Genomic DNA, 14,947 nt, shown 5'->3' with positions numbered 1-14,947 from the left:
TGGATGCCGAGGCGGAAGGCCGGCGCGTCATTGGCCTTGCGGCGCCTGGCGGCGGCCCTCGCCCTGCCCGCCCTGGCCCTGGCGCTCGGCCATGCGCTGCCAGCGTTCGAGCGCGGCCGGATCGCCACGGTCGAGCTGTTCGAGGAAGCGCTTGCGGCGCTCGAGCTGCTCGGGGTCGTCCTTGGCGGCGTCGAGCATGCGCTGGCGCTGCTCGGCGGTGGGAAGCTTGGGGGCGGCCGCCGTGGGTGCGGCGGCGGGGGCGGCCGGCTGGGCACCAGTGGCGGGCGCGGCCGCAGGGGCCGGGGTCGTTGCGGGAGCAGCGGGCGCCGTGCCTGGCGCGGGCGCGGCGTTGCCACCGGCCGCGGGCGCGGCGGACGACGCGGCGCCACCGGCCGGTGCCTGCCCGCCCTGGGCGCCGCCCTGCGCGCCCTCGCGCTGGCGCCGCCCGCCACGGTGCTGGCCATTGGCGGCGGCACCGGGCGCGACCGCGGGCCGGTCGGCCTGGGTCTGCACGCGCGCGCCATCCTTCAGGCGGTCGCCACCCTCGGTCACGACCACCTCGCCGGCATTCAGGCCGGCCGTCACCGCGATGTTGTCGACGCTCGATTCGCCGCGCGTCACCACGCGCTGCGACACCGTGTTGTCGGCATTGAGCACGTAGACGTAGTCGCCGTTCGGGCCGTTGCGCATCGCCGTCACCGGCACCACCACGGCGCTGGTCACGGTGCGCAGCAGCAGGCGCAGGTTGACGAACTGGTTCGGGAACAGCGCGCCGTCGGCATTCACGAAGCGGGCCTTGGCCTTGACCGTGCCGGTCTGGGTGTCGACCAGGTTGTCGAGCGTCGAGAAGCTGCCGGTGGCGAGCTGCTTGACGCGCGTGCGGTCGAAGGCGGTGGCAGGCAGCTTGGCGCCGGCGGCGAGGCGCTCCTGCACCTCGGGCACGCGGTCCTGCGGCACCGAGAACACGACGTCGATCGGTGCGATCTGGGTGATGACGGCGATGCCGCCGCTGGTGCCGGTCGAGACGTAGTTGCCCACGTCCACCGGCCGCAGGCCGATGCGGCCGCCGACCGGCGCCGCGATGCGGGTCCAGGTCAGGTTCAGCCGCGCGCTGTTCTCGTTGGCGCGGTCGATAGCGACCGTGCCCTCGAGCTGCTTGACCAGCGCGCTCTGGGTGTCGACGTCCTGGCGCGCGATCGAGTCCTGGCCCAGCAGGGTCTGGTAGCGCTGCAGGGTGACGCGCGCCGCGGCGAGCTGCGCCTCGTCGCGCTGGCGCGCGCCGGTGGCCTGGGCCAGCGCGTTCTGGTAGGGCTGCGGGTCGATGGTGGCGAGCACGTCGCCCTTCCTGACCATCTGCCCTTCCTGGAACAGCACCTGCGTGAGCACGCCCGAGACCTGCGGCTGCACCGTGACGTTGGCCAGCGGCGTGACGGTGCCGAGCGCCTCGAGCTGGATCGGGATGTCGGCCTGCCGCGCGGTCGCGATGCCGACGGTGCTGGACGCGGCACCGCCGCCACCGCCGCCGCGCCGGCCGCCAGGACCGCCCGGCCCACCGGGGCCGCCCGGTCCGGCACCGGGGCCGGCCACCGGCGTCTTCGCGCGTTGCACCAGGTACCAGGCACCGCCGCCCAGGGCCACGAGCAATAACAGCGCGATCAGGCTGCCGACCCAGCGGCGGCGTCGGACCGGGGGATGCGTGGGCGATGCGGCGGCCGGCGGGGGAACAGGGGTGTGGGGGTCCATGGGAAGCAAGTAGAGCCTGAACGGGTTGCGGCCTAGAGTACAGCGCCGAAAGGTGTATGCAGAGTTTGCTGTGCCGTAAAGCGACGGTAAAGCTTTCGACTTCGGGTGCGGCGGGCCGCGGCCCACCGGATTCCGTGCCGCCCGCGCGCCGCGTCCGGCCGCATTTGGCGCCGCCGGCGCGCACTTCGCGCCGCGCCCCCGCATTTCATCGCACGGCCGTGGCGGCCCTGCGAGCGCGCCGGCAAAGTCCGCTCCAACGCCCTCGGGCATCCATCGTTTCTCCCGGATTTTCCGGCCGCCTTTCCACCCTCGACCGATCAAGGAGCCACCCCATGCTGATCCAGATCCTTCTTCACACGCCCAAGTGGGTGTTCGCCGTCTTCGTGCTGCTGGTCTGGCTCGGCAGCAAGCAGTTGCTGTCGGGCAGCGTGAGCCTGACGCGCATCACGCTGATGCCGATCGCGATGGGCGCGCTGTCGCTGATGGGCGTGGCCTCGGCCTTCGGCGATTCGCTCGGCGCCCTGCTCGGCTGGGCCGCCGCCGCGGCCGTGATGATCGCGCTGGTGCTGCGGCGCCCGCTGCCCGCGAGCACCCGCTACGACGCCGCCACGCGCCGCTTCCACCTGGCCGGCAGCGCGGTGCCGCTGGCGCTGATGATGGGCATCTTCTTCACCAAGTACGTGGTGGGCGTGGCGCTGGTCATGCACCCCGAGCTGCGCCACGACAGCGTGTTCGCGGTCGCGATCCCCGTGCTCTACGGCGCCTTCAGCGGCGTCTTCGCGGCCCGCGCCCTGCGCCTGTGGAAGCTGGCGATCGCCACCGACGCCATGGCCAGCGAAGCCGGCGCCGCCTAAGATCGGCGCCGCCCTTTTCGCCCGCCCATTCCCCCACGCCTGCAGGAAGCGCCATGTCCGTCCTCGTGCTGATCCTCAAGATCTCGGTGTCCGTGGTGCTGATCGCCTCGCTGGCCGAAGCGCTGGTGCTCTCGTGGCGCAACGGCTGGCGCAGCTACAACTGGAAGGCGGCCGGCATCTCGGTGTTCGACTTCCTGGTGCGCGAATACCCGCTGCGCTGGCTGCTGCCGCTGGCCTTCTGGGCCGGCGCCATGGACTGGCTCTACGCGCACCGCCTCCTCACCCTGCCGATGGACCACTGGACCGGCTGGGCCGCCTGCTTCATCGGCCAGGAGTTCTGCTACTACTGGTACCACCGCGCCGCGCACCGGGTGCGCTGGTTCTGGTGCACCCATGCGATCCACCACTCGCCCAACGAGCTGAACCTGTCGGCCGCCTACCGCTTCGGCTGGACCGGCAAGCTTACCGGCACGCTGGCCTTCTTCATGCTGGCGCCGCTGCTGGGCATGCCGCCGCGCGTGGTGCTGATCATGCTGACCCTGAACCTGCTCTACCAGTTCTGGATCCACGCCACCTGGATCCCGAAGCTCGGGCCGCTCGAATGGGTGCTCAACACGCCCTCGGCGCACCGGGTGCACCATGCCTCGAACCTCGAGTACCTCGACGGCAACTACGGCGGCGTGCTGATCGTGTTCGACCGCCTGTTCGGCACCTACATCCCCGAACGCGCCGACCTGCCCTGCCGCTACGGCCTCGTGAAGCCGATCACCTCGTACAACCTGCTCGAGATCGAGTTCAGCCAATGGCGCGCGCTGTTCAAGGACCTGGCCTCGGCCCGTTCGGTGCGCGCCTTCGTCGGCTACCTCGTGAAGCCGCCGGGCTGGAACCCCGACGGGCCCGGCGAGACCACCGAGGAACTGCGCCGGCGCGCAGCCGTCGAGGCCCCGGCGCCCGTCGCCTCCCCACCTGCCGATTTCATTCCCGTTCAGATCAAGGAGCTGTCATGAACACGTCCTCTTCCCCCTCTCTCGCAGAACTCGAGAAGCGCGCCCGCCGCCGCGCCGGCGCCAAGATGGGCTGGTACATCCATGCCTTCGTCTACGTGCTGGTCAACCTCGGCCTGGTCGCGCTGTCGGCGTCGAAGGGCCACACCTGGGCCGTCTATCCGCTGATGGGCTGGGGCCTGGGGCTGCTGGTGCACGGCGCCGTGATCTGGTTCATCGCGCCGGGCGGCGACTTCTACGAGCGCCTGGTCGAACGCGAACGCCGCGCGCTGGCCGCCGGGGAGCGCCGTTGAACCAGGCCCCTGCCGCCGCCCGCCCCAGGTTCGGCATCGAGAACCTGCGCGACCTGCTGCGGCACGGGCTGATCACCGCCGTCTTCTGCTGCCTGATCGCGGCCGCGCTCAGCATCTCGAGCGGCCGCAGCTGGGCCAACCACATGGTCTATTCGATGGCGATCGGCCTGATCAGCTGGCTGTGCATCGACGGCGGCCGGCTGCTGATGAGCGGCCACCGCGAGGTGCTCTGGCCGCATGGCACGCAGAGCATCGCGCTGATCGGCTTCGGCGTGACCGCCGGCTTCCTGCTCGGCAACCTGATCGGCGACGCCTGGAGCGGCGCCCCCCTGCTCGACTTCCTCGACTACCGCGGCCACAAGCTGGCCACCACGCTCACCATCACGCTGGTCGCCACGGCCGGCGCCTGCTTCTTCTTCTACAGCCTCGGCAAGAGCAAGCACCTGCAGGGCCAGATCGAAAGAGCCAGGCGCGACGCGACCGAAGCGCGCCTCAAGCTGCTCGAGACCCAGCTCGAACCGCACATGCTGTTCAACACGCTGGCCAACCTGCGGGTGCTGATCACGCTCGATCCGCCGCGCGCCGTGGCCATGCTCGACCGGCTCAACAGCTACCTGCGCGTCACCCTCAGCGGCTCGCGCACGCTCGCGCATCCGCTGGGGGCCGAGTTCGACCGGCTGGCCGACTACCTCGAGCTGATGTCGGTGCGCATGGGCGAGCGGTTGCGCTACGCGCTCGAGCTGCCGCCCGAGCTGCGCGAGGTGCCGGTGCCGCCGCTGCTGCTGCAGCCGCTGGTGGAGAACAGCATCCGCCACGGCCTCGAGCCCAAGGTCGAGGGCGGCGAGATCGCGGTGCGCGCGCGCCGCGAGGGCGACCTGCTGGTGATCGAACTCAGCGACACGGGCATCGGGCTCGATGCCGCGTTGCCGTCGACGTCGACGTCGCGGGACGGCGGCGGCTTCGGCCTCGAACAGGTGCGCGAGCGGCTGACCACGGTCTACGGCCCGCGTGCCGCCCTGACGCTCGCGCCCGGCGAGCACACGGGCACCCGCGCCACCTTGCGCTTTCCGCTGCAGGCTTCCTCCACCGGCGACGCGCCGGCCGCTGCCCCTACGCCATGAACACTGCCGCCATCCCCACCGCGCTGATCGCCGAGGACGAACCGCTGCTCGCGCAGGCGCTGAAGGCCGAACTGGCCGCCGCCTGGCCCGAGCTGAAGATCGCCGCCATCGCGGGCGACGGCCGCAGCGCCGTGCGCGAGGCGCTGCGGCTGCTGCCGCAGGTGCTGTTCTTCGACATCCGCATGCCGGCCCTCGACGGCCTGGGCGCCGCCACCGAACTGGCCGACGCCTGGCCCACGGACGAAGCGCCGATGCCGCAGCTGGTCTTCGTGACCGCCTACGACGAGTACGCGGCGCGCGCCTTCGAGGCCCAGGCGATCGACTACGTGTTGAAGCCTGTGCAACCCGAGCGGCTGCGCAAGACGGTGGCGCGGCTGAAGCAGGCCCTGGCCGCGCGGCCGGCGGCCGAAACCCCGGCCGACGAGGCGCTGGACCGCACGCTGGCGCGCTGGCGCGAGGTGCTGGCCGCCGCGGGCGGCGCCGGGGCGCCGATGCCCGAACCCTCGGCCGCGCCGCTGCGCATGATCGCCGCCAGCGACGCCGGCGGCAGCACGGTGCGCATGGTGCCGATCGACGAGGTGCTGTATTTCGAGGCCGCCGACAAGTACCTGCGGGTGCTGACCGCGGACCACGAATACCTGATCCGCACGCCGCTCAAACAGCTGCTGCCGCAGCTCGATGCGCAGACCTTCTGGCAGGTGCACCGGGCGGTGGTGGTACGCGCCTCGGCCATCGAGGCGGTGCACCGCGACGAGGCCGGCAAGCTCGCCCTCGACCTGCGCGGACGGCCCGAGCGGATACCGGTCAGCCGGCTCTACGCCCACCTGTTTCGCGCGATGTGAAATCCGGGCCGATGCGTCGCCCAAAGAAAAAGCCGGTTCCAAAGAACCGGCTTTTTCATTTGCTCACATTCAGCGTGGCATTTCAGCGCCAGTGGCCGTGGCCATGACCGCGGTAGTAGCCGCGACCGTAATAGCGCGGGCCGTAGTAGGCCGGCGGCGCGTAGTACACCGGGGCCGGACGGTAATAGACCGGCGGCGGGCGGTAGTACACCGGCGGCGGCGGGGCGTAGTAGACGGGGGCCGGCGGCGCATAGACCGGTGCCGGGTAGTAGGCGGGGCCGCCCACGCCCACCGCCACGCCGGGGACGCCGACGCCGATGGACCAGCTCACGTCGCCGCGAGCGCTGGCCGAGGTGGCCGCGAACAGGGCACCGGCGGCGACGACGCCTGCGGCGGCCCACTTGAAGAAGGTAGAACGGGTGACGCTCATGATGTTGGACTCCTTGTAGGGAAGGCATTCACTGCCCATGTACGTATTGAACGCGCCAAATGCAAAGTGGTTGCCCGCCGCATTGTGAAGAGCGTTGCCAAAGGTAACCTGAAGATCCCCCAAATTAGAATGCGTCGATGACCTCCCCGACCGACAAAGACGTCGCAAAAACACCCGCCGCACCCAGCAATTTCCTGCGCCACGTGATCGAAAACGACCTCGCCCAGGGCGCCTACAGCGGCCGCCGCTGGGGCGGGGCTCCGGGCGATGCCGAACACCACGCCCATGGCATGAGCGACCCGGCCCGGGTCCGCCTGCGCTTTCCGCCCGAACCCAACGGCTACCTGCACATCGGCCACGCCAAGAGCATCTGGCTGAATTTCGAGCTGGCGCGCGAATACGGCGGCGTCTGCCACCTGCGCTTCGACGACACCAACCCCGAGAAGGAAGAGCAGGAGTACGTCGACTCGATCCGCGACGCCGTGGAGTGGCTCGGCTACGAGACCTACCTGGCCGACCGCCCCAGCGCGCCCGGCGTGATGCAGCCGCACGAGTACTTCGCGAGCGACTACTTCGACTTCATGTACCGCGCGGCCGAATACCTGATCGGCGCCGGTCTGGCCTATGTCGACGAGCAATCGGCCGACGAGGTGCGCGCCAACCGCGGCGACTTCGGCAAGCCCGGCACCGACAGCCCGTACCGCAGCCGCAGCCCCGAGGAGAATCTCGCGCGCTTTCGCGAGATGCGCGACGGCAAGCTCGCCGACGGCGCCGCCACCCTGCGCGCCAAGATCGACATGGCGAGCCCCAACATCAACATGCGCGACCCGGCGCTCTACCGCATCCGCCGGGCCACGCACCACAACACCGGCGACAAGTGGTGCATCTACCCGATGTACACCTATGCGCACCCGATCGAGGACGCGCTCGAGCAGATCACCCACAGCATCTGCACGCTCGAGTTCGAGGACCAGCGCCCGTTCTACGACTGGCTGCTCGACCGCCTCGCCGAAGGCGGCCTGATCGCCAGCCCGCATCCGCGCCAGTACGAATTCGCGCGGCTCAACGTGACGCACGTGCTCACCAGCAAGCGCAAGCTGCGCCAGCTGGTGGAGGAAAAGCATGTCGACGGCTGGGACGACCCGCGCATGCCCACGCTGGCCGGCCTGCGCCGCCGCGGCTACACGCCCGAGGCGCTGCGCCTGTTCTGCGAACGCAGCGGCACCACCAAGTCGGGCGGCTGGATCGACTACGCCGCGCTCGAGGCCGCGCTGCGCGACACCCTCGACCCCGTGGCGCCGCGCGCGATGGCGGTGCTCGACCCGGTCAAGCTGGTCATCAGCAACTGGGGTGAACTCATGGGCGGCGACGCTGCGCTCGACGACTGCTCGGCACCGATCCATCCGCACCATCCCGAACTCGGCAAGCGCGCCTTCAAGCTGGGCCGCGAGGTCTGGATCGAGCGCACCGACTACGAGGACGTGCAGCCCAAGGGCTTCTTCCGCCTGTTCCCCGGCAACAAGGTGCGGCTCAAGTACGGCCATGTCATCGAGTGCACCGGCGCCACGCGCGATGCCGAGGGCAAGCTCATCGAGGTGCAGGCAAAGCTGGTGCCCGACACCAAGAGCGGCACCCCGGGCGCCGACGCGATCAAGGTCAAGGGCAACATCACCTGGGTGGCCGTGGCCGATGCGGTGCAGGCCGAGGTGCGGCTCTACGAGCGGCTGTTCTCCGAAGCCAACCCCGGCGGCGGCGAATTGCTCGAGGAGCTCAACCGCCACAGCCTCGAGGTCTGCGCGGCCTATGTCGAGCCCTCGCTCGCCGACGCGAAGCCCGAAGCGGCCTTCCAGTTCGAGCGCCATGGCTACTTCGTGCTCGACGCCAAGGCGGCCGAGGACGGCCGGCGCGTGTTCAACCGCGCGGCGGGCATGCGCGACAGCTGGGGCAAGTAGGCCCCGGCGCTCTTGCCGCACCATGAACCGGGGCTGCGTGCCCCGGTTTTTCATGGTGCTTTCCGACAATCGGGCGCGGGCCATGACGCCACAATGCGGCCCATGTCACGCATCCTTCATGCTCCGCTCTCCGGCCGCCGCACGCTCCTGATCGGCACCGCCGCCCTGCTCGCCCTGCCCGCCACGGCGGCGACCAAAAAGGCCGGTGCCGCCAAGCCCCAGCCGCCCGAAGTCTGGCCCCGCGCCTCCCAGGTCCCGGGCGGCATCGCGCGCCTCTCGCTCGGCCCAGCGGCCGCGCGCCCGCTGGCCACGACCGGCGGCGACGGCAACCAGCCCGTGCTGGTGCTCGGCGACGCCATCGAATGGACCGCCCTCGTCGGCATTCCTCTCGCGGCCGAACCCGGCGAGGCCAGCATCTCGGTGCAGGCCCGGCCCGACGCCGCGCCGCGCCAACTCGGCTACAGCATCGCGCCCAAGCAGTACCGCGAGCAGCGCCTGAACGTGGCGCCGCGCACCGTCGACCTCTCGCCCGAGGACCAGGCGCGCTACGAGCGCGAGCGCGACCACCTCGCCACCGTGACCGCCACCCGCACCGAGCTTCGCCCCGATGCCGCGCTGCAGATGCGCGTGCCGGTGCCGGGCCGCCGCTCGAGCTCCTTCGGCCTGCGCCGCGTCTTCAACGGCCAGTCGCGCAATCCCCACAGCGGCATGGACATCGCGGCCGGCACCGGCACCCCGGTGCTCGCGCCGCTGCCGGGCAAGGTCATCGATACCGGCGACTACTTCTTCAATGGCGGCACCGTCTGGCTCGACCATGGCGGCGGCCTGCTGACCATGTACTGCCACCTGAGCCGCGTCGACGTGAAGGTCGGCGACGTACTCCAGACCGGCGAGAAGCTCGCCGCGGTCGGCGCCACCGGCCGCGTGACCGGCCCGCACCTGCACTGGTCGGTGATGCTCAACCGCGCGATGGTCGATCCGGCGCTGTTCATTTCCGCCTGAACGTTGCGCCGGCACCTCGCCGGCGGTCCGGGCCGGGGCGCCTCTGTTGGCAAGGCGCTCGACGCAAGTAACAATTCGTTTTCAGACCGCGCGCCGGGAGGCCCCATCTCGGGGACGCGCGCCGGTCCGTTTCACTTGCACCAGCCCTCATGCAGAAGAACACGACCAGCGCGCCCCGGAACGGCAATGCCATGCCCATCAGCGACGTCCAGATCCAGAAGGCCGTCGCGACGCTCTCGAACGCGCTGCGCGCCGAGAACATCCAGGACCAGAGCTACCTCGGCCTGTACGTGGGCGAGGACGCGCTGCACGACATCCACAACCTCAACAACCAGGTCATCTATGGCCGGCGTGGCTCGGGCAAGACCCACCTGCTGAAGGCGCTGCAGGAGAAGATCAACAACGACTTCCCCGCCTCGCGGCGGATCGCGGTCTACATCGATGCCCGCACCATCCTTCCGCATGCCGAGGCCGACGGCCTGAGCTGGGAGCAGTACGCGGTCATCCTGTTCAAGAACGTCATCCGCAGCCTGGTGAATGCGTTCTCGACCAACCTGCGCGCCATCCACGGCCGGGACGACATCATCCCGCTGCGCCGCGATCCGCTCGACGACGAGGCCGAGCGCCAGCTGCAGCACCGGCTCGAGGCCATCCAGCGCGAACTCGACGGCAGCTCGCTCAACAAGCTCAAGGAAACGGCCCTCGCCGTCGAGTCGATCTCGCAGGCCGGCGCCTCGCTCAAGCTCTCGAAGGCGCCCGAGCTGCAGGTCTCGGGCAGCCTGCAGACCAAGTCGCAGGAGTCGAGGCTCAAGGATCAGTTCATCAGCGTCTTCGACATCGCGAACCTGCTGCAGGACCTGAGCGAGGAACTGCAACTGAACCGCGTCTTCTGCCTGATCGACGAATGGTCCGAGATCCCGAACTCGGCCCAGAAGCACCTGGCCGAACTGGTCAAGAAGTCCTTCATCGCGAGCCGCTTCAGCTTCAAGATCGCCGCGATCCCGAACCGCACCGACCTCGGCCACAAGACCGACGAGAAGTTCTACGGCCTGGAGGACGGCGGCGACATCTTCGGCTACCAGCTCGACAACCGCTACGTGTTCGAGATCGACAAGGCCAAGACCCGCAACTTCTTCAACCAGCTGCTGTGCAAGCACCTCGAGCAGCACAGCCCCAGCCTGTCCGACGAGCTGCTGCTGCCCTCGCGCAAGAACAACGACGCCTTCATCAACGCCTTCCTCACCAACAAGGCGCTGGGCGAACTGCTGATCGCGAGCGCGGGCATCCCGCGCGATTTCATCAACCTCTTCATCCACTCATACGCGCAGTTCAAGAGTTCGGGCTCCAAGCACATCTCGATCAAGAACGTGCGCGCCGCCACCTCGGGCTGGTACGAGACCGACAAGAAGAAGCAGGTCGACGAGCACTCGGTCGAGAAGAACCTGCTCGAGAAGATCGTGCAGGAGATCGTGGTCGGCAAGAACTCGAGCCACTTCATGATCAGCGAGAAGTACTCGGCCAATCCGCACATCCTCGGTCTTGTGGATTTCCGCGTACTGCACCTGCGCAAGAAAGGCTACTCGCACAAGGACATGGCGGGCGAGACCTTCAACGTCTACTCGATCGACTACGGCTGCTACAACCACCTGAACATCACGCGCACCGCGCTCGACAACAACACGCTCGAGAACCTCAAGGTGCGCGACGACATCCGCGACATCCGCCGCATCCACCTGAGCGACGCCTTCTTCCAGAAATTCCAGCTCGCGGTCGGCGAGGCCTTCATGTGCGAGCACTGCAAGAAGCCGGTCGACACCACGCACGCGGCCTTCGTGAAGCAGTCGCTGTGCAACCACTGCTTCGAGAAGATTCCGGCGCGCAGTGCGCTGGCGGCTTGAGCGGCGCCCGGCTCAGATCGGCTGCGTCAGGTAGAGCGCCTCGCGCCCCACGATCACGCGCTGCGCGGGCATGAACACGGTGCAGTCGTCGACCGGCGCGCGGATCTCGTCGGGGCCGTTGGTGGCGATCAGCTCGCCCTTGGCGAAGGTCTCGAAGCCGATCAGCGGGCGCACGAAGGCGAAGTCCTCGCTCTGGATCACGTGCGTCTGCAGCAGCTTGAAGCGGCGCTGCGGCTCGGGCGCGGGAGCGGCCGGGTCCTTGTCGACCAGGCCGAAGTAGGCGAGGAAGTCGTAGGTGACGGCGGTCGCCAGGTCGGAGGCCGAGCGCAGGAAATGCTGGCCGCACTCGACCACCATCGCGACGCCCTTCCCGTCGGGTCCGCCATGGCTGCCGTACTGGATCAGCGGCGTGCCCGAGCCCAGGCCGTCGGGCATCACGAGGTGCACGGGCGGCCGGCCGATGGCCATCGCCACCTTGGCATTGCGCTCGAAGGACGGGTAGACCCAGAACGGCACCACCGGCTGGCTGGTGGAATGGATGTCGAGGATGTGGTCGGCCGCATCGACCACGGGCCGCAGGATGCGCGCGCGGCGCAGCTCGGGGCTGTCCTCGCTGCCATCGAGCCACTCGGGCGACCAGATGCGGTTGAGGTTGTGGACGATCTGGCGGCTGTCGTAGGGCGCGGCCTCGGTGAAGGACTCGTAGGCGTCGATGTTCGCGAAGCTCACGGTGAGCGTGCCGATCTTCGGCCGCACGCCGTGGTCGAGCAGGTGCGTGGCGGCCGTCATGCCGCAGATCTCGTTGCCGTGCGTCAGGGCGTTGATCAGCACGTGCGGGCCCGGTTTGCCCGATTCGAAGCGGTGCACGTAGTCGACGCCGACATTGCCCTGGCGGTAGGCGGAGAGATCGCGCGGGAGGACTTCGAGGGCGGGTGGAGATTGGGTCATGGTGGGGTGTGGCGGCTCGGGCGGGAACGGGGTCGCGCGAGTTTGCTACAGGCGGCGCGTTCTTGCTGGGCGCGCACTATGCGCCTTCGCGCACCAGCGCATAGCGCGTGCCCCTGCCCTGACCCGAACGCTCGAGCACGCCCGAGGTCGCCAGGTCGGTCAACTCGCGATAGGCCGTAGCGCGCGACACGCCCGCGATGGCGGCGTACTTCTCGGTGCTCATGCCGCCCACGAAGCCGCCGTTCTCCGCGTCGTAGAGCTTGTTGAGCACCTTGCGCTGGCTCGGCGTGAGCGCCGGATGCGCCGCATCGAGCCGCGCCCAGAATCCGGCCTTGGCGCCCGCCGCCTGGATCTGCGCGAGCGTGCGCAGGCAGGCCTGCTCGACCCGGCCGGCGAACCAGCGGATCCATTCGGTGACGTCCATGCCGTCCTGCGCGCAGGCGGCCTGCAACTGCGCGTAGTAGCCGCCGCGGTCGAGCCAGAGCTGCTGCGAGAGACTGAACAGCCGCTGGCTGCTGCGCAGGTCCTGCGCCAGCGCGAGATCGCTGAGCGCGCGCCCGATGCGGCCGTTGCCGTCCTCGAAGGGATGCACGAGCTCGAACCACAGGTGCGCGATCGCGCTGCGCACGATGCCGTCGATGCGAGGCCGCTCGCGCCCCTCCTCGAACCATTCGAGCAGGGCCTTCATCTGGGCCGGCACGTCGCGCGAGCGGGGTGCCTCGTAGTGAACCACGTCGGGCTTTCCGAGGCGCGGCGTGACGATCTGCATCGGGTCCTCGTGGGTCCGATAGGCCCCCGTGACGATGCGCGCGATACCGCTGCGACCGTTGGGAAAGAGGGCCGCATGCCAGCCGAACAGAACGTCCTCGGTCAGCGGCCGGTCCCAGTCGGCGACCGCCGACTCGACGATATCGAGCACGGCCTCGGTGCGGGCGTCCTTCGGTGCGCGGTTCGCCGGCACGAGCCCCAACCGGCGCGCCGCGGAGGCGCGCACGGAATTCAGCTGCAGCGTCTCGCCCTCGATCTGCGCGGTGGCGATGGCCTCCTGGGTCCACTCGTCCAGTTGCAGCGCGGTCAGGTCTACGAGTTGCAGGTTGCCGGCGACGCCGAGCATCCGCCCCTGGGCCAGCCGGGCTGCGGCCAGTGCAGGCTGCAAGGCCTGCGCATCGAACTCGAAGCGCGGCCAGCGAGGGGCTTGCCAGATCCACATGAAGCGCATTCTAGAAAAATACGCTTCAAAAATGAAGCGTATTTTCTGGATTTACGCTTCAGCCGTGAAGCGATGACAGCGGATCCGCGCTTCAGGCCACCGATTCCCCGCGCCGCGCGAGGCACGCCGCCAAAGCATCGACCCCCAGCTGATAGACCCCCTGACGCCGATGCACCTCGAACCCCAGCCGGCGGTTGATCGCGAGGATCGGCGCGTTGGCTTCCGAGTTGTAGGTCACGACGGTGCGCAGTTCGGGATGCAGCGCGCGCACGCTGTCGAGCATCACGGCCTTCACCGCCTTGGCCAGCGAGCGGCCGCGCCAGGCGCGCGCCACGCCGGTCAGGCGCTGGTGCAGGCGGTCGGGGGTGCGCGGGTCCCAGTGCGCTTCGCACATCGCGGCCAGCGTGCCGTCGGCGTCGACCAGCAGCACCAGGTGGTGCTCGCCGCCGCTGCGGTCGAGTTCGCGGTACCAGTTGGCGTAGCCGTCGAGCTCGTAGCGCGCGGGCGGCAGTTCGAGTTCGCCGAGCGGCATGTCGTTGAACAGGTCCGAGAACGGCGCCAGCAGTTGCGCGAGGCGCTCCATCGGCGTGCGGCCGGGATGGATCTCGAAACGCAGCGCGCCACCGGCCGTGCCCTGCGCCTTCCAGCGCGCGAGTTCGTCCGCGTCGAGGCCGTCGATCCGCATGCGGTTCTCGACCACGCGGTGCTTGAGGACTGCACCCAAGGCCTCGAGGAAGGCATGGCCCGGCGGGTAGAAGGTGTTCATCGTGGCGACGGTCTTGCCGTGCTCGCGCATGAAGGCCAGCAGCGGCACGAGCAGCCGGCTGCCGATGCCGCGACGCCGGTGCGTGCCCAGCACGCCGAGCCAGGCCTCCGCGTGCAACGCGAACGGCTCGCTGTTCGGTGCGTCGGGCCGGCGCCGCCAGAGGATGAGGTTGCCGACCAGCTCGTCGCCCTCGCGCGCGACGAAGCGCTCGGCCTCGTGGAAGGGCATGCGGCGCCGCGCGTCGTGCTCGAAGTCGGCATCGGCCGCCTGCGGCTCGCCGGGGTGCAGTTCCTCGTCGCGCAGGCGCCGGTAACGGTGGAAGCGCGCCCATTCGGACGGATCGTCCATATGGACATCGAAGCGCCGGATCTCGATCGTGTCGTTCGCCATCTCCCGTCCTCCATGTTTTTGTCGGGGGCGCGATTGTGCCGAAGCGCGGTCGCGTCGCGCGCGCGGGCGAGCGCATCTTTGGCTTGGCCGAAGGTTGGCGCTTCACAATGGCATTTCCGCCCCCTTCGACGAGGAGTTCGCACATGCCCTTCCCGCCGCTGTCCCGCATGGTCCTGGCCGCAGCGGCCCTGCTCGCACTCGCGGGCGCCGCCGCAGAGGAAACGAAGACCGACCCCGTCTACACGCGCGCTCGCCTGATGTCCTCGCACGAGGAGCCCGGCGGCAAGCTGTACCTGCACCTGAAGATCCCGCCGCGCTCGAAGCTGCCGTTCACCACCCAGACCTTCAGGCTGGCCGACCGCAAGCTCGCGGCCGACATCGCCGACGGTACGCCGGTCGAGTTCGTCTCGCGCCACCTCGACGGCGAGAACACGGTGGTGGCGATCCGCGCGGTGGCCGAGTGCCCGCGCTTCCAGACATGCTGAAGCGCGGAC

Annotated in this window: 14 protein-coding genes; 9 read left to right on the top strand and 5 right to left on the bottom strand. The window is 69.6% G+C overall.

The window, feature by feature from the left end:
- Window positions 1-27: 27 nt before the first annotated feature.
- Window positions 28-1,743 carry an efflux RND transporter periplasmic adaptor subunit gene (locus AC07PU_RS17200; protein WP_495319025.1) on the bottom strand — a complete coding sequence of 572 codons (1,716 nt, stop codon included), beginning with the start codon at window positions 1,741-1,743 and terminating at the stop codon, window positions 28-30.
- 332 nt (window positions 1,744-2,075) lie between these two features.
- Here AC07PU_RS17200 and AC07PU_RS17195 point away from each other — a divergent pair, with 332 nt between their 5' ends.
- From AC07PU_RS17195 to AC07PU_RS17175, 5 genes are read left to right on the top strand one after another with little or no spacing between them, the layout of a single operon-like run.
- A complete protein-coding gene (locus tag AC07PU_RS17195) occupies window positions 2,076-2,597 on the top strand; it encodes a DUF6622 family protein (protein WP_398497245.1) in 522 nt (173 codons plus the stop codon).
- 53 nt (window positions 2,598-2,650) lie between these two features.
- Window positions 2,651-3,604, top strand: coding sequence for a sterol desaturase family protein (locus AC07PU_RS17190; RefSeq protein WP_495319022.1), 954 nt, complete (start codon window positions 2,651-2,653; stop codon window positions 3,602-3,604).
- Entirely contained in the window at window positions 3,601-3,894 is a 294-nt protein-coding gene (locus AC07PU_RS17185; RefSeq protein WP_495319020.1) for a 2TM domain-containing protein, read from the top strand. Before AC07PU_RS17190 ends, AC07PU_RS17185 begins: the two co-directional genes overlap by 4 nt.
- Window positions 3,891-5,015 carry a sensor histidine kinase gene (locus AC07PU_RS17180; RefSeq protein WP_495319018.1) on the top strand — a complete coding sequence of 375 codons (1,125 nt, stop codon included), beginning with the start codon at window positions 3,891-3,893 and terminating at the stop codon, window positions 5,013-5,015. Before AC07PU_RS17185 ends, AC07PU_RS17180 begins: the two co-directional genes overlap by 4 nt.
- Complete coding sequence (locus tag AC07PU_RS17175; RefSeq protein ID WP_495319016.1) at window positions 5,012-5,857, top strand: LytR/AlgR family response regulator transcription factor; 846 nt, start codon at window positions 5,012-5,014, stop codon at window positions 5,855-5,857. Before AC07PU_RS17180 ends, AC07PU_RS17175 begins: the two co-directional genes overlap by 4 nt.
- Window positions 5,858-5,939: 82 nt before the next feature.
- Here the strand turns inward: AC07PU_RS17175 and AC07PU_RS17170 are convergent, their stop codons facing one another.
- Complete coding sequence (locus tag AC07PU_RS17170; RefSeq protein WP_093341198.1) at window positions 5,940-6,287, bottom strand: hypothetical protein; 348 nt, start codon at window positions 6,285-6,287, stop codon at window positions 5,940-5,942.
- Window positions 6,288-6,424: 137 nt separating this feature from the next.
- Between AC07PU_RS17170 and AC07PU_RS17165 the strand changes: the two genes are divergently transcribed.
- The 3 genes from AC07PU_RS17165 (at window position 6,425) to AC07PU_RS17155 (ending at window position 11,139) form a co-directional block, all read left to right on the top strand.
- Window positions 6,425-8,239 carry a glutamine--tRNA ligase/YqeY domain fusion protein gene (locus tag AC07PU_RS17165; protein WP_495319013.1) on the top strand — a complete coding sequence of 605 codons (1,815 nt, stop codon included), beginning with the start codon at window positions 6,425-6,427 and terminating at the stop codon, window positions 8,237-8,239.
- A 102-nt stretch (window positions 8,240-8,341) separates the two neighbouring features.
- A complete protein-coding gene (locus tag AC07PU_RS17160; RefSeq protein ID WP_495319011.1) occupies window positions 8,342-9,241 on the top strand; it encodes a peptidoglycan DD-metalloendopeptidase family protein in 900 nt (299 codons plus the stop codon).
- Between the two features lie 149 nt (window positions 9,242-9,390).
- Window positions 9,391-11,139, top strand: coding sequence for an ORC-CDC6 family AAA ATPase (locus tag AC07PU_RS17155; RefSeq protein ID WP_495319009.1), 1,749 nt, complete (start codon window positions 9,391-9,393; stop codon window positions 11,137-11,139).
- Between the two features lie 12 nt (window positions 11,140-11,151).
- Here the strand turns inward: AC07PU_RS17155 and AC07PU_RS17150 are convergent, their stop codons facing one another.
- The 3 genes from AC07PU_RS17150 to AC07PU_RS17140 form a co-directional block, all read right to left on the bottom strand.
- Complete coding sequence (locus tag AC07PU_RS17150) at window positions 11,152-12,087, bottom strand: M14 family metallopeptidase (protein ID WP_208512177.1); 936 nt, start codon at window positions 12,085-12,087, stop codon at window positions 11,152-11,154.
- A gap of 76 nt (window positions 12,088-12,163) precedes the next feature.
- Window positions 12,164-13,297, bottom strand: a complete 1,134-nt coding sequence (locus tag AC07PU_RS17145; RefSeq protein ID WP_495319007.1) for a DUF4172 domain-containing protein — start codon at window positions 13,295-13,297, stop codon at window positions 12,164-12,166.
- Between the two features lie 91 nt (window positions 13,298-13,388).
- The gene (locus AC07PU_RS17140; protein WP_495319005.1) at window positions 13,389-14,453 is read right to left on the bottom strand and encodes a GNAT family N-acetyltransferase; all 1,065 of its coding nucleotides are present in this window, start codon (window positions 14,451-14,453) and stop codon (window positions 13,389-13,391) included.
- A 143-nt stretch (window positions 14,454-14,596) separates the two neighbouring features.
- Here AC07PU_RS17140 and AC07PU_RS17135 point away from each other — a divergent pair, with 143 nt between their 5' ends.
- Window positions 14,597-14,938 (top strand): hypothetical protein, encoded by a 342-nt coding sequence (locus AC07PU_RS17135; RefSeq protein ID WP_495319003.1) that lies wholly within the window; start codon window positions 14,597-14,599, stop codon window positions 14,936-14,938.
- Window positions 14,939-14,947 lie beyond the last annotated feature (9 nt).

The organism is Variovorax sp. GW821-FHT10D07 (assembly GCF_059415325.1).
This window is presented reverse-complemented; position numbering and strand designations above follow the sequence as displayed.